Raw genomic sequence first — 19,446 nt, forward strand, 5'->3', positions numbered from 1 at the left:
GGAGCCCTTCCTGACGATCACCTGAGTAGAGTTCCCTTGCCCGTTCATGGCGCGATTCCCCACCGTGGTGCCAGGAAATCCAGGGCGGCCGGGAGTGCCTTGGATGCCGCCTCCCAGGAATGTCCGGTATTGGCAACCGGGTCGGCCTGAACGGCGAAGCCTGCCCGCCGGGCCGCTGCGGACAGCTCATCCATGTAGGCGAGGAATTCCGGGTCCCTTGCTCCGGCGCCGAAATATATGGCGTGACCCTCAAACCGTGTTCTAGCCATGATGTTCAAGGGAGTCTGCTCATCAAAGGCTGCAACATCGCCGCCGAACGACGCGTCAATGGTCTTCTGCCGCTCCTTCGCCAGTGCCGGCTCCCGTTCGCTCGAGAACGCAAGGACCGAGGCGTAAGTGCCGGGATGGCGGGTTCCCATCTGCAATGCGCAGGTGGCACCAAAGGAAAATCCGCCCGCAGCCCACTGCCGGTGGTCCGCGGAAACGTCCAGGGTCTGCTTGATCCAGCGAGGTACATCCCGCGCAAGAAACGTATCAGCCTTGGCTATGCGGCTATCCATGCAGAGAGTATTGGCCGACGCTGTTCCGTTGGGATCCACCACCACGACAACCGGGGCCACGCCGTCGTGGTCCGCTGCGAAGCGGTCCATCCGGCTGCGCAGCGCCCCGCCTGTGAGCCAATCGGCCGGCCCTCCGGGCTGTCCTGAAAAAAGAACAAGGACGGGAAGCGCCGGGCGGGGCACAGCCTGGTAGGCGGGCGGCAGGTAGACATATGCCTCACGGCTGCTGAAACCCGAATCAGTGCCCGGGATTTGCGCCTTCCGCACAACGCCGTCGGCAGGCATTCCCTCCGGCGGCCGCCAGGCTGCCAGGGCCGTAGGGGCGGCGGCCGCGGGCTGGCGTTCCAAACCGGCTTCCAGCGGCTGGATCCTGGCTACGGCGGTGCCCATCACATCACTCACCGTATGGTTGAGGCCGAAATAGGCGTTGATCTGGACGGCACCGAGCAGGAGGACTCCCAGGATCGACGCCACGGCGGCGGCCCTCCCCCGCCAGGTGTGCACGCCGGCCGGCGGGGAAGGTCCCTCCGCCGGAGAGGAGCGTCGAAGCTTCCACAGCCGGAGCACCCCTAGGAAGAGGGCGAAGACCATTGCCACAAACCACGCGAGTACTTCGCGCGGGAGACTCTCGGGCAGGGCCGAAAAAGTGTAAATCAGCAGCCAGTGCAAGGCGGCCACAACGCCGGCCGCCAGCAGGAGGGCAGCGCCGGCGCTCAGGGGCCAGCGGCGTCCGCGTGCCCACAGCAGCCAGCCAAAGCCGGCGGCACCGGCGGCCCAGGCAACCCACAGCACAGGTCCGTCGGTTAGATGGACATCAGCGACGAGATCCACCGGCGTTAGCGCCAGGTGCCCACACCGATGACCGGCCCGGCTTCCAGCCACGAGGACAGTCCTGTGTAGGCGTCGAACTTCATGGCCAGCAGGACGTCCTGGCCTTCGTAGTGAAGTTCCACGATGACTGAGTCAGGCTGGACCTTCACGAGTTCCGCTTCGGTGGGCTGGCGGCGTCCCACGAGTTCCAGTGAACTGCGCCGGAACGTGTATTTGGGGCGGACGCTGAGCGAGAGCAGCTTGAACCACTCAAGGTCGTTGTCCTGATAACGACAAACCCCCATCTGCCAGCCCTTTCCGGCCGTGCAAATGGAGGCGTCCACTGTGCCCAGGGCACGCCGCAGGTTAAAGCGGCGTACCCCGGACAGGCACAGTGCAAAAATCAGCAACGCAAGGACAGTTGCCAATGCGATGAACGGAAAACCAGGATCGTTCATCAAGGTCGGGCTAGCGGATCCCCGCAGTAGCTGCTTCACCCATTTGGGCGTTGTCAGCGACAATGACCACCCTGTTGTTGTCGACGGAGAAGAATCCGCCGTCGACAACTACAGCAATGCGTTCACCGGAAACCGGCTCAATAGCCAGTTCACCCTCGGCCAGAATCGCCAGCAGGGGCGAGTGGCCGGGCAGGATTCCGATTTCACCATCGCTGGTGCGGGCCTTGACCATCTTGGCCGCTCCGGACCACACGAAGTGGTCCGCTGCGACAATCTCAACCTCAAGCTCAGCCATATTACTTGGTCTGTTCCTGGATCTTGGCCCACTGGCGCTCAACGTCATCCAGGCCACCGACGTTGAAGAACGCCTGCTCTGCAACGTGGTCAAGCTCGCCGTCGCAGATGGCGGTGAAGCCTTCAACCGTGTCCTTGATGGAAACGGTGGAGCCTTCGACGCCGGTGAACTGCTTGGCGGTATAGGTGTTCTGGGAGAGGAACTGCTGGATGCGGCGTGCACGCGACACGACGATCTTGTCCTCTTCAGACAGTTCGTCAACACCGAGGATGGCGATGATGTCCTGGAGTTCCTTGTTCTTCTGCAGGATCTGCTTCACACGGACAGCCGTGTTGTAGTGGTCCTTGCCGATGTACTGGGGGTCCAGGATACGGGAGGTCGACGTCAGCGGATCCACGGCCGGGTACAGACCACGCGAAGCGATTTCACGGGAAAGTTCCGTGGTCGCGTCGAGGTGTGCGAAGGTGGTGGCCGGTGCCGGGTCGGTGTAGTCATCCGCGGGAACGTAGATGGCCTGCATCGAGGTGATGGAGTGGCCCTTGGTGGACGTGATGCGCTCCTGGAGGAGACCCATCTCGTCGGCAAGGTTCGGCTGGTAACCCACGGCGGACGGCATGCGGCCGAGAAGGGTGGAAACCTCGGAGCCTGCCTGCGTGAAGCGGAAGATGTTGTCGATGAAGAGCAGCACGTCCTGGTTCTGCACATCGCGGAAGTACTCCGCCATGGTCAGAGCGGACAGCGCCACACGCAGACGCGTTCCCGGCGGCTCATCCATCTGGCCGAATACAAGGGCGGTGTCCTTAAGGACGCCTGCCTCTTCCATTTCAACCCAGAGGTCGTTACCTTCACGGGTACGCTCGCCGACACCGGCGAACACCGAGGTGCCGCCGAAGTTGCGGGCAACACGGGTGATCATTTCCTGGATCAGCACGGTCTTGCCGACACCGGCGCCACCGAACAGGCCGATCTTTCCACCCTTGATGTACGGGGTGAGGAGGTCGATCACCTTGATGCCGGTTTCCAGCATCTCGGTGGAGCCTTCGAGGGTCGCGAAGGCGGGAGCCTTGCGGTGGATCGCCCAGTGGTCCGAAGCCTGGATCTCGGACTCGTCAACGTCGAGCGGCTTGCCGAGGACGTTGAAGATGTGACCCTTGACGCCGTCGCCGACGGGCACGGTGATGGGCGAGCCGGTGTCCACGACGTTGGTGCCGCGGACGAGTCCGTCGGTGGCCTGCAGGGAGATGGCGCGAATGAGGTTGTCACCCAGGTGGAGGGCGACCTCGAACGTGATGGTCTTGGTCTCACCGTTGAGAGTAATCTCCGTGGTGAGTGCGTTGTAAATCGAGGGGATTGCGTCAGCCGGGAATTCGACGTCGACAACCGGGCCAATAACACGTGCAATACGGCCGGTAGCACCGGACGTTGCGGCTACGTGTTCGGTAGCGGTGGCAGTCATCTCTCTCACTTCACTCAGTAGATGGCGTGGGGGTTAAGTTTATCTTTTAGTGCAGGTACAGCTGGATCCGGAACCGTGCTGGCTAGGACGCGTTCAAAGCGTCGGCACCGGCCACGATTTCGGAAAGCTCCTGCGTAATTTCAGCCTGGCGGGCAGTGTTGCGCAGACGCGTGTACTTCTTGATGAGGTCCGTGGCGTTGTCGCCGGCAGACTTCATCGCCCGCTGACGGGCTGCGAGCTCGGAAGCTGCTGCCTGCAACATGGCGGCGAAGATACGTGATTCGATGTAGCGCGGCAGCAGGGCATCGAGCACCTGCTCCGTTTCCGGCTCGAATTCGTAGAGCGGCAGGAGGTCCGATTCGGACGCGGCCTGCTCTTCGACGACCTCGAGGGGAAGCAGGCGGATGACCGTCGGTTCCTGCGTCACCATGGACTTGAAGCGGGTGTAGACGACGTGGATCTCGTCCACGCCTCCCTCTTCGTAGGCGGTGGCAAAATCCTCGAGCAGCGCTGCGCCGATTTCCTGAGCGGTCGCAAACACCGGCGAATCGGTGTTCCCGGTCCATACCTGTGCGTAGGGACGGTTGCGGAAGTCGAAGTACGCCTGGGCCTTGCGGCCGACAACGTATGTCTTGACTTCTTTGCCTTCCTCACGGAGCAGCTCGGTGAGGCCTTCCGCCTGCTTGAGCACACTTGCCGAGTACGAACCTGCGAGGCCACGGTCCGAAGTGATGACCAGGACGGCGGCGCGGCGGATCTGCTCGGGCTCGGTGACCAGCGGGTGGTCGATTTCACTCTGGCTTGCGACAGCAGAAACGGCACGCGTGATCGCGTTTGCGTAAGGCAGTGAAGCCGCTACGCGTGCGCGGGCCTTGCCGATGCGCGAGGTAGCGATCAGTTCCATCGCCTTGAAGATCTTGCGCATCGACGTCGTCGAGCTGATCTTCTGGCGGTAGACCCGAATCTGGGCTCCCATACTTATCCTTTCCTAAGATCCCGGTGGCCGGGACTGCCGGAACCCGTCTGGGTCCCGGCAGTCCCTGCCAGCGAAACTAGCGCTTCTGCTTGACGATTTTTTCCTGGTCGACCTGCGCCTCGTCGATGGGAGCGTATTCCTCGTGCCCCGCACCAACCAGGAGGTTGTCGCCCTCGCCGAAGAAGCCCTTCTTGAAGGCCACGATCGAGGTCTTCAGTGCTTCAGCGGTGTCATCGTCCATGACGTTGGTCTGTGCCAGCGTCGTCAGGATGGAGGACTTGTGCTTCAGGTGCTCCAGGAACTCGGTCTCGAAGCGGCTGATGTCCTCAACCGGAACGTCGTCCAGGTAGCCGTTGGTACCGGCCCAGATGGACACAACCTGGTTCTCGACCGGGAACGGCGAGTACTGGCCCTGCTTGAGCAGTTCCATCAGGCGTGCACCACGGGTCAGCTGCTGGCGCGATGCGGCGTCGAGGTCCGACGCGAACATTGCGAACGCCTGCATGTCGCGGTACTGGGCCAATTCCAGCTTCAAAGTACCGGAGACCTTCTTCATCGACTTCACCTGCGCTGCGCCACCCACGCGGGAAACGGAGACACCCACGTCGACGGCGGGACGCTGGTTGGCGTTGAAGAGGTCCGACTGCAGGAAGATCTGGCCATCGGTAATGGAGATCACGTTGGTCGGGATGTAAGCAGAGACGTCGTTTGCCTTGGTCTCGATGAGCGGCAGGCCGGTCATCGAGCCTGCGCCGAGCTCGTCGGAGAGCTTGGCACAACGCTCCAGCAGACGGGAGTGCAAGTAGAAGACGTCACCCGGGTAGGCTTCGCGTCCCGGCGGGCGGCGGAGGAGCAGTGAAACTGCACGGTAGGCCTCAGCCTGCTTGGAGAGGTCATCAAACACGATGAGGACGTGCTTGCCGCCGTACATCCAGTGCTGGCCGATAGCCGAACCGGCGTAAGGAGCCAGGTACTTGAAGCCTGCGGGGTCGGACGCCGGGGAAGCCACGATGGTGGTGTATTCCAGTGCGCCGTTGTCCTCGAGCGTCTGGCGAACAGCCGCGATGGTGGACGCCTTCTGGCCGATGGCCACGTAGATGCAGCGCACCTGCTTGGTGACGTCTCCGGAAGCCCAGTTGGCCTTCTGGTTGATGATGGTGTCGATAGCGATTGCCGACTTGCCGGTCTGGCGGTCGCCAATGATCAGCTGACGCTGGCCGCGGCCGATCGGGATCATGGCGTCGATAGCCTTCAGACCGGTCTGCATCGGTTCGTGAACCGACTTGCGCTGGGTCACGCCGGGCGCCTGGAGTTCCAGTGCACGGGTGGTCTCAGCCTTGATTTCGCCGAGGTCGTCGATCGGCTGGCCCAGCGGGTCAACCACGCGGCCGAGGAAGGCGTCGCCAACCGGCACGGACAGAACCTGACCCGTGCGGTGGACTTCCTGGCCTTCTTCGATTCCGGTGAAGTCACCGAGGACGATGACACCGATTTCGCGGACGTCGAGGTTCTGGGCCAGGCCCAGCGTGCCGTCTTCGAAACGAAGCAACTCGTTCGCCATGACCGAGGGAAGGCCCTCAACACGGGCGATGCCGTCACCTGCGGTGGTCACACGGCCGACCTCTACGCGCTCTGCGTTTCCGGGTTCGTAGGACGCCGCGAACTCGTTCAACGCAATACGGACGTCGTCGGCGTTGATGGTCAATTCGGCCATCTGCAGTCCCTGCTCTCCTGTTTTCGTGATCATCGTTGTCACGATGACCGGGGTTTCTATCAGTTAAGTTGTGCTTGTCCGGTTAGCCGGCAAGCTGACGCTGGAGCTGGCCCAGGCGGGTGAGCAGCGAAGCGTCTACCACTTCATCACCAACCTGGATCCGGATGCCACCGATCAGTGCCGGGTCAACGTTCATGTTGATCTTGAGCTCGCGCCCGTACAGGGCGTTCAGCCCTGCCTGCAGCCGGCCGGTCTGCGACTCCGTCAGCGGACGGGTGACGCTGACCGTTGCGATCCAGCGCTGCTGGCGCTTGGCTGCAAGTTCTGCGAACCGACGCACAAGGTTGGTCGCCTTGAGGCCACGGGGATGCGAAACTGCCTGTCCGATAAGGACTTTCGCTTCCTCGCTTGCATTGGGAACGAGCTTTTCGGCGAGGGCAATCTTGGCAGCCGGGCTCGCCTGCGGCTCGGACAGAGCACGCTGTACCTCGTGGCTGGAATCAACGGCGTGGTTGAAGGCGAACAGATCGTTCTCCAGCGCTTCCAGTCCGGTGATTCCTGAGGCAGAGACGGCCGACTTGTTCTCAGCAACGGCTATTACCACCGAAGCGGCAAGAGTCTCGAGTGCATCGCCGATATCCCGAGCCGACGCCCAGCGTGAACCGGCCAGTCCGCTCGCAATTTCCGCAGCATCGGTGGAGACTTTTCCACCGAAGAGCTGCTTGACCAGTGCCGACTTTTCGTCGCCGCTGCGGGACGGGTCAGTCAGGGCACGGCGCAAGCCAGCCGAGCTGTCCACTGTTCCCAGGATTCCGAAGAGTTCCTTTGCCAACTGCAGCGAAGCGAAGGGAAGCTTGGCTTCCAACGCAACCAGCGCCGCGGTCAGCGATTCGCTCGATACACCTGCCATTACTTAGCTGCACCTGCGTTCTGGTTCTCCAGATCTGCCAGGAAACGGTCAACCACACGGGCTGCACGTGCATCATCGCTCAGTGACTCGCCGACGATGCGGCTTGCCAGGGTGGTGGCCAGCGTGCCGACTTCGGCGCGCAGGGACACAACGGCCGCCTGGCGCTCGGATTCGATCTGCGCGTGGGCGTGGGCGGTGATGCGGGCAGACTCTGCAGCTGCCTTTTCCTTCAGGTCCGCCAGGATCTGAGCGCCTTCTGCACGGGCTTCCTCGCGGATGCGGTTGGCTTCTGCACGGGCGTCGGTGAGCTGCTGCTTGTACTCTTCGAGTGCAGCAGAAGCCTCTGCCTGGGCCTTTTCGGCCTTGGCAATGCCACCTTCAATAGCCTCGGCCCGCTCTGCGAACGTCTTCTCGAACATCGGGACAACGAACTTGACCACGATGTAAAAGAGGACAGCAAAGCCGGCCAGGACTACGCCCATTTCCCAAGGGTTGGGAACGAGCGGATTAGTGCCTTCGGTGGCGGCTGAGATGATCGTCTGATTCATATTTCACCCGTCCTTATCTACTCGGTTCTGGATGTTCGCTAGGTTCTAACGATTAGGAGAGAACGAAAGCGAAGACCAGGCCGAGGATGGCGAGTGCTTCAGTCAGCGCGAGGCCGAGGAATGCGATCGGCTGCAGGACGCGCTGGGCTTCCGGCTGACGTGCCACACCATTGATGTAAGCCGCGAACACGAGACCCACACCGATACCACCGCCGATAGCGGAGAGGCCGTAGCCGATGAGGTTGAGGGAGCCGTTGATGGAGCCTTCCATTTTTCTTCCTTTCAAGATGCCACCCGTGTGGCAGGTTGTTTGGGTTGCTTCATCCCCGCGAAGGGGAAGTATGTGGGTGCCTAGTGGCTGTCCGCGTGCAGAGCGCCTTCAATGTAGATGGCAGTCAGCAGCGTGAAAACGTAAGCCTGCAGCGCCATGATCAGCGCTTCCAGCATGTACATGGCGATAGCGCCGACGAGCACCAGTACGGAGGTGCCCTTGAGGAGGATGTTCTCCTGCATGACGAGGTACTCGATGCCGGAACCGGCAATCATCACGATCAGGTGACCGGCCAGCATGGTGGCGAACAGACGGAGGCTGTGCGTGACCGGGCGGACCAGGAAGTTGGAGATGATCTCGATCGGGATAACGATCGGGAGAATGTAGACCGGCACGCCCGTGGGTACGGTGGCCAGCTTGAAGTACTTGATCCCGTTCTTCTTCACGCCGATGGCGATCCAGGTCAGGTAGACAATGGCAGCCAGCACGTAGGCGCCGCCTACGTGCGAGAAGCTCGGAAGCTGGATCAGCGGGATGGCGCCGTAGATGTTGTTCACCAGGATGAAGAAGAAGAGGCTGAACAACAGCGGGACGTACTTCATGAAGTCCTTGCCGCCAATGATGTCCTTGGCGATGCTGTTGCGGACGAAGCCGTACGCGGCCTCACCTGCGAACTGCAGTTTGCCGGGAACAAGCTGCTGCTTCCGCGCAGCTAGCAGAAAGAATGTAGCGATAATGACGACCGACAGGATTACCAGCAGCATCTGCTTGGAGAATCCGTCTGCCGCACCCCACGGCAGGATTGCCGGCAGGTGCATTTCTTCAATTCCAGGAGGATTGAACTCTCCTGAATCTTGGGCCGGGAGCGCAAGCGCGATCAACGCGTTTCCTCTCTGCAGTGTCCATCATTGGGCGTTGGTGAGGGTCCGGCGATCATCGTGTCCGCCCTTCCCCTTGTGAAATTGTTAGGCATTACTGTTCCTCGTCCTTGGACGGGCCGCTGGCTGCACTGTCTTCACCAGTTGACGTTCTGTTACTGGTGAGGCCGTGCATATGAGAAAGATAGAACCCTCCCGCAGCTCCAAGCAGAGCGCCTGCGAGCACAATCCAGCGGGTTCCCCACAGATAATCCAGACCCCACCCTATCAAACTCCAGACGATGATTCCGCCAATTATGTAGCTGAAGACGGCGATGCCGGCGTTGTATCCGCCGTCCCCGCCATCGGAAGATACGCCTGCTGAACCTTGGGTGGATTTGGGGATTTCCCGCATGTTTTTTCGCTTCGAATTACGGCTGTTCATCATTGCCGTCTTTCACGGGTTGGGGGTCGTTATAAATGCGGAGGCGGGCCTTGCTGAATCCGTAGATCTCTGCTGCCTGCCAAAATACGACGGCGGTAACGGCGCCGATCAGGAACCAGCGGCCATGAAGCCAGGCGGGAGCGCCGATAACTAAGAGCACGACGGCAAAACCCACTACTTTGACGAAGTAGGTGACTACGAAGACCCCGATGGCACCCGATGGATTGTTCCGCCCGACAAAATGGCCAACCAGGAGGCTGATTCCGAAGAAGGCCATCACCAGGAGTCCGCCGAAAGTGCTGGACAGCACTCCCCCGGAGCCGTTGAGCATGGCGGCCGGTATTCCGGCGAGCACAAGGCCGGCAAGCGCCGCGCCTGCGCTCAGCTTCAAAAGTCCCAGCCACAATGACTTTGTGGGACCGGAGACACCAACGGGTCCGTTGCCGGATCTGTGTCCGGGTTCGGCGTTGGAGGTCATAAGATCCCAATCGTCGTGTACTGCGGGCTGGCAAGGGAGCGTGCGGCGAAGAGCTGCACTGAAATTCTACATGAGATAGAAATTATTCGGAAAAGGGTGTCCAAAGGTCACTCCTGCCCGGCCGCTTCAGCTTCGGCCTCTGCCTCCGCTTCCGACCTCGGCCCCGCTCCGGGCGCCTTGTCGCGAAGGTAAGGCCACGCGGTGACCACAGCCATGATGGCGGCCGCAGCGATGTCCACGGCCAGTACCGTCTGCCACGGGAAAATCGCGAAAGCCAGACCACCGAATGCCAGGACGCAGGTCCACGCGTACATCAGGAGGACGGAGGCCCGGTGGGAATAGCCGATGTCCATGAGTTTGTGGTGCAGGTGTCCGCGGTCGGCTGACCAGGGCGAGCGGCCCAGCGCAGTCCGCCGTACGACAGCCAGGCAAAGATCCAGCAGCGGCAGGAACAACACGGCGAAGGGCAGCAGGATGGGAATGATCGTGGGGATACCGTTGGCACGGTCATAAAGGCCGGACGTGATCTGCCCGGTCGACACGATGCCCGCGGAGGCCAGCAGGAGACCGATCAGCATGGCGCCGGAGTCGCCCATGAAGATCTTCGAGGGAAACCAGTTGTGGGGCAGGAATCCCACGCAGCTGCCCACCACAACCGCAGTCAGGAGCGTCGCAAGGTCCGAATAGTCCAGGAGCACGGCCGACCGGTGCACCCAGTATGCGGTCAGGAAGAAGGCTGCACCGCCGATGATAGCTACCCCTGCGGCCAGCCCGTCCAGTCCGTCGATGAAGTTGAAGGCGTTCATGGTGGTCACGATCAGCCCGGCAGTGAGGACAATGCGGACCATCTCGTTCTCGAGGATGATGGGCTCGGGAACAAAGGGGACGATGGTCATCCTTACGCCCCAGATGGCCACCACAATGGCTGCGGCACTTTGGCCGATCAGCTTCACCCACCACCGCAGGTCGAGCAGGTCGTCGGCGAGGCCCACAATGACGATCAGCGTGGCGCCGGCGAGGACCCCCCACGGTGAGGCGTTGCCGCGGAAGATGTCCTTGACGAAGAATGACTGGCTCGCCACGACCAGCGCCACCAGGAACCCTGCGTAAATACCCAGGCCTCCCAGCCTGGAGACCTTGTGGGAGTGGGTGTCGCGGCTGCGGATCGGCGAGAAGAGTTCGAGCCTGTTGCCGATGAACCGTGCGCCCCAGGTCGCGGCGAACGAGACGCCTGCTGCCGTCAGCATCATGAGCAGGTACATGATCATGGGGAAACCACCTTCCCCGCACCGTCAGCGGAACCAACCCCTGGCAGCGTGCATCCCTGCGGCCCGGTCAGTGCAGGGTGGCAGGGATAGCTAGGGTGCGATTGCTGTGGAACTGACTTTCGATAAATGAAACTTCTCCGTCGCCGTGCGCGCGGCAGGCAGTGCGTAGTGCCTGACAGGGCTGTATTACAGTGGACTCTAGTCAAGATACTAATGCCAACGGCTAGCTGGCTTCGCGTCACACGGCCCAATGCCGGCGGGAAAACCACCGGCAGCCGTGTTGAAAGGAACCAGCAATGTCCCTGTCGGTTGCAGTTGCCGCCGTGACGTTCGATCGTCCCCATGAGCTCGCCGTTCTGCTGGATGCGATCAACAGGCAGACCGCTCCGGTCCGCTCGATTTGCCTGGTGGACAGCGGCACCGTGCCCGCAAAAGACGTGGCTTCCCGGCACTCCAACGTGGACTATGTCCGGTCAGAAGCGAACCTTGGCGGCGCAGGCGGCTTCTCCCTGGCCATCCTCAAGGCGGTTGCCAGCGGCGCTGACTGGATCTGGATGATGGACGACGACGCCGAGCCCGGCGACCCGGAGTGCCTAGCCACGCTGCTCCGCGAGGCCGAGGCACGCGGCCTGGACGCCGTGGTTCCGCTGGTTGCCGCGCCCGGCCACCCGGACCGGCTGTCTTTTTTCTTCCGCCTCGACGGCAAAGTCACCCACGACCGCGCGGACGTGGAAAAACTCGGTTTCCTGCCCGATGACGGCCACTTCTTCAATGGCGCGCTGATCCGCTCGGACGTCTTCTTCAAAGTGGGTCTGCCCGACATGCGGCTCTTCATCCGCGGCGACGAGGTGGACTTCACCATCAGGCTCCGGAAAGCCGGCATCCGCTTCGGCACGGTGACCACCACGGCCATCACGCACCCCCACGCTTTTGCAGAGACTCAACACGTTTTCGGCGCCCGGTGGCACGTCATTGTTCCTGAGACCGCGTTCAAGCGCTATTACTACTACCGGAACCGCGGATACCTTATCCGCCGCCATTTCCGGGTGAAGTCGCTCGTGGCTGACGTGGGCGGCTACCTCGGCTACTTCCTGCGTCGCGGCGACTTCCGCGGGCTGGCTGACTGGTTTCGGGCGTTTTCCACCGGCCTCCGGGGCAAGGGCTTCGGGCCCCTGAAGGACCAGAAGTACTAGGCCGCCCGGCGGCGGCTGCTAGCGGTTTGACGTGAGGCGTCGCCGGACCAGAAGCGCGAGGAGCACCCACGGCTCGCCGAACACGCGATAGGCAACCCTGCGCGGATGCAGCATGAGCCGCCAGGCCCATTCCAGGCCCAGGCGGCCCAGCCATCGCGGAGCCAGCTTCTGGATTCCGGCAATCTGTTCGATCGCACCGCCCACCGCGCAATACACGGCAGGGGGAAGAACGGAAAGCCTGCGGCGGAGGACCATCTCCTGGAGCGGCATGCCCAGTCCGAGGAGCACCATCTGGGGACGCAGCTCCTGCAGCCAGGCTACAGCTTCGCCCTCAAGGGCACTGTTCCAGCCTTCGCCTGGCATGCCGGCCACCTTGGCGTTGGGGACAATTCCGGCCAGGCGTGCCACAGCCCTCGCATTGGCTTCCGCTCCGGCTCCGATCACGGCAATTCGTTCAAGCCCTTCGACGCTGCCGAGGGCAGGGATCCAGTCGGTGGAGCCCAGCCGGTAGTCCATGACCGGCCCATCGGCCTCTCCCGATCTCCCCCAGAGCCACAGGACGGGGGCGCCATCGAGCAGCACGACGTCGCTGTCTTCGTAGAGGGCGCGGAATTCCGGGTCCGAATGAAAAAGCGTCACGCTGTGCAGGTTGTGGCCCACCACTGTGCGGGTGCTGCCTTCGGCAACAAAGCGGTTGAGCGTGGCCGTCATCCCGGAAACGGTCAGCGGCGTGGCGTCGACGCCGAGGACGGGTATGTGCTGCCGGGTGAGGATCATTCGGCGCCGTGCTCTGTCACGGGTTCGTTGTCAACGGCCGGCTCAGTCGCAGGGACGTCGGCCGCATTGCCGTCGATGTCCAGGAGACCCGGAACGACCTCGCGAAGCCGTTCGACGCTGATGGCACCCTGGCGGACCACCCTGAGCGGCAGTGCTGTGGCGTCAACGATGGTGGACGGCAGGGCGTCAGCGTCCGCGTCGCCGTCCGGGCGCAATCCCCCTTCGAGGTAAACCTCGACGGATTCAGCGAGCTGGGTCATGGCTTCGGCGGCGGTGCGGGCAGCAGGCTGGCCGGTGCGGTTTGCGGAGGACACCGCCAACGGTCCGGTGAGAGTCAGCAGGTCCTGCGCGACGTCGTCGGCAGGCATCCGCAACGCAACAGTTCCCTTGGTCTCGCCCAGGTCCCAGTCCAGCGACGGCTGTGCGTGGAAAATCATGGTGAGGCCTCCCGGCCAGAACGCCTCAGCAAGCTTGCGGGCCTCTGCAGGGACGTCCGTTGCCAGTCCGTCCAGGGCGTTGAGACGCGGAATCAGAACGGGCGGCGGCATCTTCCGGCTGCGGCCCTTGGATGCGAGCAACAAGGTGACAGCCTGTGGCGAGAACGCGTCAGCACCGATTCCATAAACCGTGTCCGTCGGGAACACGACGCATTTGTGTTGGCGGATGGCCCGCTGGGCATTCTCCAGCCCTTCAGCCCGCTGGTCAGCTGCCGTGCAGTCATAGGTTGTGGTCACTGGCCTATTCTTTCATCACTTCATGCACGGACCCGCATCCACCGATCCGTGCCGCTTACTGGGCTTTGCCGTTTACCGGGCTGTTCCGTTACCCGGTCCTGCAAGGACGGCACTGGTGGCGCGTTCCCTGCCGTTCAGGTCCAGGTGCGTCGTCACGTCGGACCAGAGGCCGGACTTCTTCATCATGGCGGCGATCCACGTCGCCTGGACTTCGGCGTGTTCCATCACGAAGTAGCCGCCGGGAACCAGCAGCCGGGCGGCAGACGCTGCCGCCGCCGTCGGGAGCTCCATTCCGTCCGCTCCCCCGCCGTACAGGGCTTCTGGCGGATCGTGCAGCGCCACTTCGGGTTCGTTGGGGATTGCTTCCGCGGGAATGTAGGGCGGATTGGAGACGACGACGTCGAACGTTCCGTTGTGTTCCGGAAGCGCGTCGCGCAGGTCCCCCCGGAGGAGGGTGACACCGAGCGGGCGCAGGTTCCGTTCGGCCCAGGCGTGCGCAAACTCGCTGAACTCCACGGCGTAGACTTCCGCGCCGGGGACTTCGAGTGCGATGGACCCTGCAATGGCACCGGATCCGGTGCCCAGGTCCACCACCTTGGGGCGGGCACGGCCCTGCAGCCGGTCCCTGTCGCCAAGCCAGTCTATGACCAGCTGCACCACGGATTCGGTTTCCGGCCGGGGAATGAAGACCCCCGGCCCCACGGCAAGCTGCAGGTAGCGGAAATGCGCCACACCGGTGATGTGCTGCAACGGCACCCGGCGCGCGCGCTCGGCCACCAGTTCGGCGTAACCCTCGGGAGCCGGGGAATCGACCAGGAGCATGGCTCTCAGCCTGCCCAGTCCGACGCCCAGGAGGTGGTCGGCCAGGAGCTCCGCGTCCACACGAGGGCTGGGGACACCGGCCTCGGCCAGGAGCGCGGTTGCCTGGCCGACAGCCTCCGCCAGGCTCAGTCCTGTTCCATGTGTCATCAAACGACCGGCCGGGGGCTATTCGCCGATGGCGTCCAGGCGGGCCTGTTCGTCCATCTCGATGGCCGACTGGATGACCGGTTCAAGGTCGCCGTTCATGACCTGGTCCAGGTTGTAGGCCTTGTAGCCGGTGCGGTGGTCCGCGATCCGGTTTTCCGGGTAGTTGTACGTGCGGATGCGCTCGGAACGGTCCATGGTGCGGATCTGCGACTTGCGCTGAGCCGAGTTCTCGGCGTCAATCTGCTCCTGCTGGTGCGCCAGGATGCGTGCCCGGAGCACGCGCATGCCGGCTTCACGGTTCTGCAGCTGGGACTTCTCGTTCTGCATGGCCACCACGATTCCGGTGGGAAGGTGGGTGATACGCACCGCGGAGTCGGTGGTGTTGACCGACTGCCCGCCGGGACCGGAGGACCGGTAGACGTCGATCTTGAGGTCATTCTGGTTGATCTCGAGTTCCTCGGGTTCGTCCACTTCGGGAAGAACCAGCACGCCGGCAGCCGAGGTATGGATGCGGCCCTGGGATTCCGTCACCGGGACGCGCTGCACGCGGTGCACGCCGCCCTCGAATTTGAGTCTCGCGTAGACGCCCTCTGCGGGGTCGTTGGAGTTGCCCTTGACGGCCATCTGGACGTCCTTGTACCCGCCGAGGTCCGATTCGGTGGCGGAGATGAGTTCGGTCTTCCAGCCACGGGACTCCGCATAGCGGGAGTACATCCGCAGCAGGTCCGCAGCGAACAGAGCAGCTTCGTCGCCGCCTTCGCCGCCCTTGACCTCGAGGATCACGTTCCGGGCATCGTCCGGATCCCGCGGGATAAGGAGCCGGCGCAACTTGGCGGCAGCAGTCTCCAGTGAAGCCTCCAGTTCCGGCACCTCCGCCGCAAACTCGGGGTCCTCGTCCGCCATTTCCTTGGCAGCCGCCAGGTCGTCGCGGATGCTTTCCCAACGGTGGTAGGCCTCCACAATTCCGTTCAGCTGGGCAGAACGCCGCCCCAGTTTCCGGGCAAGCTTCTGGTCAGCATAAACAGCAGGATCCCCCAGCTGCGCCTGGATAGCAGCATGCTCATCCAGCAGGCCCTGTACGGACTCAAACATTTTCACAACCTCTTTCGACTCTTACAAGTCTAGTTTCCCGGGACTTAACGACGAACCGCTCAAAGTGTGCCGACCACAGGGTCGGCACACTTTGAGCGGTGAACGTAGCTACTTGTCGTTATCCGACTTCGCACCAAGCGTCGTCTTCTGGACCTGCATGAGGAACTCGACGTTGCTCTGCGTCTCCCGGATCTTGTTGGTCAGCAGCTCAAGGCTCTGCTGCGTTTCGAGTCCGGAGAGGACGCGGCGCAGCTTCCACATGATCTTGACTTCCTCGGGGGAAAGCAGGTTCTCTTCGCGGCGGGTACCGGACGCGTTGACGTCCACGGCCGGGAAGATGCGCTTGTCCGCGAGCTGGCGGGACAGGCGCAGTTCCATGTTGCCGGTTCCCTTGAACTCTTCGAAAATGACCTCGTCCATCTTGGAACCGGTCTCGACGAGCGCGGTGGCCAGGATGGTGAGCGAGCCGCCGTTTTCGATGTTGCGGGCGGCACCGAAGAAGCGCTTCGGCGGGTACAGTGCTGCCGAGTCGACGCCACCTGAGAGGATACGGCCGGAAGCCGGCGCCGCCAGGTTGTAGGCACGGCCCAGTCGGGTCATCGAGTCGAGGAGAACCACAACGTCCATGCCCATTTCCACGAGGCGCTTGGCGCGTTCGATGGAGAGCTCGGCCACGGTGGTGTGGTCGTCGGCGGGACGGTCGAAGGTGGAGGCAATGACCTCGCCCTTGACGGTGCGCTGCATGTCCGTGACTTCTTCAGGGCGTTCGTCAACGAGCACCATCATGAGGTGGACCTCAGGATTGTTGGTGGTGATGGCGTTGGCGATGGACTGCAGGATGAGCGTCTTGCCGGCCTTCGGCGGCGAAACGATCAGGCCGCGCTGGCCCTTGCCGATCGGGGCAACCAGGTCGATGACGCGGGGGCCGATCTTCTTGGGGTCCGTCTCGAGGCGCAGGCGCTCCGAGGGGTACAGCGGGACGAGCTTCGCGAATTCGACGCGGTCCTTGAGCTCCTCGGGGGTCTTGCCGTTGACGGAGGTGACGCGGACCAGGGCGTTGAACTTCTGGCGGGCAGACTGCTGGCTGCGGTCTTCGCCTTCACGCGGTGCGCGGATGGCGCCGACCACGGCGTCGCCCTTGCGCAGGTTGTACTTCTTGACCTGGGCGAGGGACACGTAGACGTCGTTCGGACCCGGCAGGTAACCGGAGGTGCGGATGAACGCGTAGTTCTCCAGCACGTCCAGGATGCCGGCGACGGGCAGCAGGACATCGTCCTCGGTGACCTCGACGTCGTCGACGTCCGGTCCCTGGGCGCGTCCACGACGGCGGTCGTTACGGTCGCGGAACCGGTCGTTGCGGGAGTTGTCCCGGTTGTCCTGGCCCTGGCCGCCTGAGCGGTCGTTGCGGTCGTTGCGGTCACGGCGGTTGCGGCGGTTGCGGCGGCTTCCGCCGTCCGAATCGTCGCTGTCGCGGGTGTTGTCGCGGGTGTCATCGCGGCGGGGCGCACCGGAGGTGTCTCCACCATCGCGACCGCCGCGGGTGCGGGTTGACTGGCGTTCGTTGCGCTGACCGGCGTCGGCTGCTTCGCCGCCCTGGTCTGCACCGCGCTGTTCGCGCTGTTCCCCGGCACGCTGTTCAGTGCGCTGTTCGGTGCGCTGTTCAGCAACACGCTGTTCGGCAGGAGCCTCGGCCTGTGTTTCGCTTTCGGCGGCCGGTGCAGTCGCCTGGGCTGCCGCTTCACCGCGGCGGCGGTTGCGGGTGCGCGGCTGGCGGCGCTCTGCAGCTTCCGGGGCGGCACCTTCGGACACGGCGGCCTGGCCGGCGTCAGGAGCGGACGCGGCCGCGGGGGCCTCGCTGGGAGCAGTTTCCGGAGCCTCGGTGGCGGGAGGGGTGATCACGCCGTCGCTGCCTGCGCGGCGGCTGCGGCCGCGCCGGGCACGAGTGCCTTCCTGGGCGGGAGCCTCGGCGGCTTCCGCTGCGGTTCCGGCCGCAGGGGCGCCCGCTGCAGGTGCAGCTGCAGCCGGAGCCGTGGCCCGGGCCGAGATAGTCTCGCCGGTCTTCTCGGCACCCTTGGCAGGAGCCTTTGTGGTTGGAGTACCCGCACGATGGGCGGAAATGGCGGTCACCAGATCGCCCTTGCGCATGCGGGATCCGCCAGAGATACCCAACTGGCTGGCGAGGGCCTGCAGCTGGGCGAGCTTAAGGCCGGCAAGGCCGCTGCTCTTTGCGGGTGCTGCCGACAACTCGGTAGCAGAAGATGTGTCCACAGCTGGAGACAGCTCAGTGGTTTCGGTCACGAAGGATCCTTCCCCCTCGACGGCGTCCAGACTGGGAGCTGGACGCGATGATTTGATCTGGGCTGCAGTTCAGATCTACAGCCGGATTTCGGCCTTGCCGGATGGAATTTCGGCCAGCAGGGCCGGATACTGATACGCCTCGACCACTCCAACAAGAGACCGGAATGGCGGACTGACGGTTCAGGGGTGCAGAACTATTCTGCAGATTCCTGCGACAGACCAAGCAGGCGGCACCGGAGACTGTTGCGCAGTTGAAGTTCAGAGCAGCAAACGATTAGACAGGCGCCATGGCCAACATCGGATTCTTTTGACTGCGGGTTCTGGTTCTTATAACTAACTGCCTGCGGGATTACCGCCGGTGCACTCCCACTTTAGCACCTTCAACGTCCACCGCCAGCTTCATCACACGCCATCCCACATCCGGCGTGTTGGCCCGGGTATAGGCCCCGATGAAGTCCACCACGGCCGCTGCCTCTTCTTCGCCGTTGGCGAGCACCAGCACAGTCGGCCCGGCCCCGGAAACAACGGCCGCGTGTCCGGCGTAGCGCAGTGCGCGGATCAGGTCCGCGCTGGGGCGCATGGCCTCAGCCCGGTAGCTCTGGTGGAGATAGTCTTCCGTGCCCGCCAGCAGGAATTCAGGCTTGCTGGTGAGTGCGTGGATGAGCAGCGCCGCCCGGCCGGAGTTCATCGCAGCGGCGTGATGGCCCACTGACGCCGGCAGCAGCGCACGTGCGGCTTCGGTGGACAGCTCATAGTCAGGTACTGCGACAACGGGAACCACGGAGTCCGCCACGGTGGCGCAGGTGCTGCTGTACTGGTCACTGTCCTGCCACGACAGCGCCAGACCGCCGAATATGGCCGGTGCGACGTTGTCAGGGTGGCCTTCCATTTCGCTGGTGAGCTGCAGGATCCAGTCCTTGCCGCGGCGCGAATCCTCCGGAACGAGGGCATTGGCCGCGGTAACGGCGGCCACGACGGCCGATGCCGAGGAGCCCAGGCCGCGGCCGTGCGGGTTGACGTTGTCGGCTGTGATCCTCAGGCCCTCATGCCGGAAACCCAACCGGTGCAGGGCCACGGTGATCGCCTTGACCACCAGGTGGCTCGCGTCGCGCGGAAGCGTCTCCGCGCCTTCGCCGCTGAGTTCGAATTCAAGCTCGCCGCTGCCGAGGGTTTCCACGGTCAACGTGTCGTGGAGCGAAAGGGCCAGCCCCAGGCTGTCGTATCCCGGTCCCAGGTTGGCGCTGGTGGCAGGCACGCGGACGGTCACCAGCTGCCCGGCCGGGACTGCCGGCGCGCCTGCGGCGGACTCGGCCGGGACGGTGAGGGTGGTTTCCAAG

General features: G+C 63.4%; 20 protein-coding genes. 1 reads left to right on the plus strand and 19 read right to left on the minus strand.

Features of this window, described 5'->3' with window-relative positions:
- Window positions 1-44 precede the first annotated feature (44 nt).
- From ARTH_RS13215 to ARTH_RS13275, 13 genes are all read right to left on the minus strand, one after another.
- On the minus strand, window positions 45-1,391 hold the full coding sequence (locus ARTH_RS13215) for an alpha/beta hydrolase (RefSeq protein ID WP_011692443.1): 1,347 nt from the start codon (window positions 1,389-1,391) through the stop codon (window positions 45-47).
- Between the two features lie 5 nt (window positions 1,392-1,396).
- Window positions 1,397-1,828, minus strand: a complete 432-nt coding sequence (locus ARTH_RS13220; protein ID WP_011692444.1) for a DUF2550 domain-containing protein — start codon at window positions 1,826-1,828, stop codon at window positions 1,397-1,399.
- Between the two features lie 10 nt (window positions 1,829-1,838).
- On the minus strand, window positions 1,839-2,123 hold the full coding sequence (locus ARTH_RS13225; RefSeq protein WP_011692445.1) for a F0F1 ATP synthase subunit epsilon: 285 nt from the start codon (window positions 2,121-2,123) through the stop codon (window positions 1,839-1,841).
- Between the two features lies 1 nt (window position 2,124).
- On the minus strand, window positions 2,125-3,579 hold the full coding sequence (gene atpD, locus ARTH_RS13230; RefSeq protein ID WP_011692446.1) for a F0F1 ATP synthase subunit beta: 1,455 nt from the start codon (window positions 3,577-3,579) through the stop codon (window positions 2,125-2,127).
- An 82-nt stretch (window positions 3,580-3,661) separates the two neighbouring features.
- Window positions 3,662-4,555 (minus strand): F0F1 ATP synthase subunit gamma, encoded by an 894-nt coding sequence (locus ARTH_RS13235; RefSeq protein WP_011692447.1) that lies wholly within the window; start codon window positions 4,553-4,555, stop codon window positions 3,662-3,664.
- Between the two features lie 76 nt (window positions 4,556-4,631).
- Window positions 4,632-6,269 (minus strand): F0F1 ATP synthase subunit alpha, encoded by a 1,638-nt coding sequence (atpA, locus tag ARTH_RS13240; protein WP_011692448.1) that lies wholly within the window; start codon window positions 6,267-6,269, stop codon window positions 4,632-4,634.
- Window positions 6,270-6,351: 82 nt separating this feature from the next.
- Window positions 6,352-7,179: a F0F1 ATP synthase subunit delta gene (locus ARTH_RS13245; RefSeq protein WP_011692449.1), complete on the minus strand. Its 828-nt coding sequence runs from the start codon at window positions 7,177-7,179 to the stop codon at window positions 6,352-6,354.
- Window positions 7,179-7,727: a F0F1 ATP synthase subunit B gene (locus tag ARTH_RS13250; protein WP_011692450.1), complete on the minus strand. Its 549-nt coding sequence runs from the start codon at window positions 7,725-7,727 to the stop codon at window positions 7,179-7,181. The genes ARTH_RS13245 and ARTH_RS13250 overlap by 1 nt, the downstream gene beginning before the upstream one ends.
- A gap of 52 nt (window positions 7,728-7,779) precedes the next feature.
- Window positions 7,780-7,998, minus strand: coding sequence for an ATP synthase F0 subunit C (atpE, locus tag ARTH_RS13255; protein WP_011692451.1), 219 nt, complete (start codon window positions 7,996-7,998; stop codon window positions 7,780-7,782).
- Window positions 7,999-8,078: 80 nt separating this feature from the next.
- Window positions 8,079-8,879 carry a F0F1 ATP synthase subunit A gene (gene atpB, locus ARTH_RS13260; protein ID WP_011692452.1) on the minus strand — a complete coding sequence of 267 codons (801 nt, stop codon included), beginning with the start codon at window positions 8,877-8,879 and terminating at the stop codon, window positions 8,079-8,081.
- Window positions 8,880-8,970: 91 nt separating this feature from the next.
- A complete protein-coding gene (locus tag ARTH_RS13265) occupies window positions 8,971-9,270 on the minus strand; it encodes a hypothetical protein (RefSeq protein WP_011692453.1) in 300 nt (99 codons plus the stop codon).
- 16 nt (window positions 9,271-9,286) lie between these two features.
- The gene (locus ARTH_RS13270; RefSeq protein WP_011692454.1) at window positions 9,287-9,778 is read right to left on the minus strand and encodes a hypothetical protein; all 492 of its coding nucleotides are present in this window, start codon (window positions 9,776-9,778) and stop codon (window positions 9,287-9,289) included.
- A 107-nt stretch (window positions 9,779-9,885) separates the two neighbouring features.
- Window positions 9,886-11,046: an MraY family glycosyltransferase gene (locus tag ARTH_RS13275; RefSeq protein ID WP_011692455.1), complete on the minus strand. Its 1,161-nt coding sequence runs from the start codon at window positions 11,044-11,046 to the stop codon at window positions 9,886-9,888.
- Window positions 11,047-11,342: 296 nt separating this feature from the next.
- Here ARTH_RS13275 and ARTH_RS13280 point away from each other — a divergent pair, with 296 nt between their 5' ends.
- Window positions 11,343-12,239, plus strand: a complete 897-nt coding sequence (locus ARTH_RS13280) for a glycosyltransferase (RefSeq protein ID WP_011692456.1) — start codon at window positions 11,343-11,345, stop codon at window positions 12,237-12,239.
- 18 nt (window positions 12,240-12,257) lie between these two features.
- Here ARTH_RS13280 and ARTH_RS13285 read toward each other — a convergent pair whose 3' ends face one another.
- From ARTH_RS13285 to thrB, 6 genes are all read right to left on the minus strand, one after another.
- On the minus strand, window positions 12,258-13,016 hold the full coding sequence (locus tag ARTH_RS13285; protein ID WP_011692457.1) for a WecB/TagA/CpsF family glycosyltransferase: 759 nt from the start codon (window positions 13,014-13,016) through the stop codon (window positions 12,258-12,260).
- A complete protein-coding gene (locus tag ARTH_RS13290; protein ID WP_011692458.1) occupies window positions 13,013-13,750 on the minus strand; it encodes an L-threonylcarbamoyladenylate synthase in 738 nt (245 codons plus the stop codon). Before ARTH_RS13290 ends, ARTH_RS13285 begins: the two co-directional genes overlap by 4 nt.
- Window positions 13,751-13,822: 72 nt before the next feature.
- The gene (prmC, locus tag ARTH_RS13295; protein WP_011692459.1) at window positions 13,823-14,719 is read right to left on the minus strand and encodes a peptide chain release factor N(5)-glutamine methyltransferase; all 897 of its coding nucleotides are present in this window, start codon (window positions 14,717-14,719) and stop codon (window positions 13,823-13,825) included.
- Between the two features lie 18 nt (window positions 14,720-14,737).
- Complete coding sequence (prfA, locus tag ARTH_RS13300; RefSeq protein ID WP_011692460.1) at window positions 14,738-15,811, minus strand: peptide chain release factor 1; 1,074 nt, start codon at window positions 15,809-15,811, stop codon at window positions 14,738-14,740.
- Window positions 15,812-15,919: 108 nt separating this feature from the next.
- Window positions 15,920-18,109 carry a transcription termination factor Rho gene (gene rho / locus ARTH_RS13305; RefSeq protein WP_011692461.1) on the minus strand — a complete coding sequence of 730 codons (2,190 nt, stop codon included), beginning with the start codon at window positions 18,107-18,109 and terminating at the stop codon, window positions 15,920-15,922.
- Window positions 18,110-18,458: 349 nt separating this feature from the next.
- A complete protein-coding gene (gene thrB / locus ARTH_RS13310; RefSeq protein WP_043429874.1) occupies window positions 18,459-19,445 on the minus strand; it encodes a homoserine kinase in 987 nt (328 codons plus the stop codon).
- Between the last annotated feature and the right edge of the window lies 1 nt (window position 19,446).

The sequence above is a fragment of the Arthrobacter sp. FB24 genome (assembly GCF_000196235.1).
Taxonomy (GTDB): domain Bacteria; phylum Actinomycetota; class Actinomycetes; order Actinomycetales; family Micrococcaceae; genus Arthrobacter.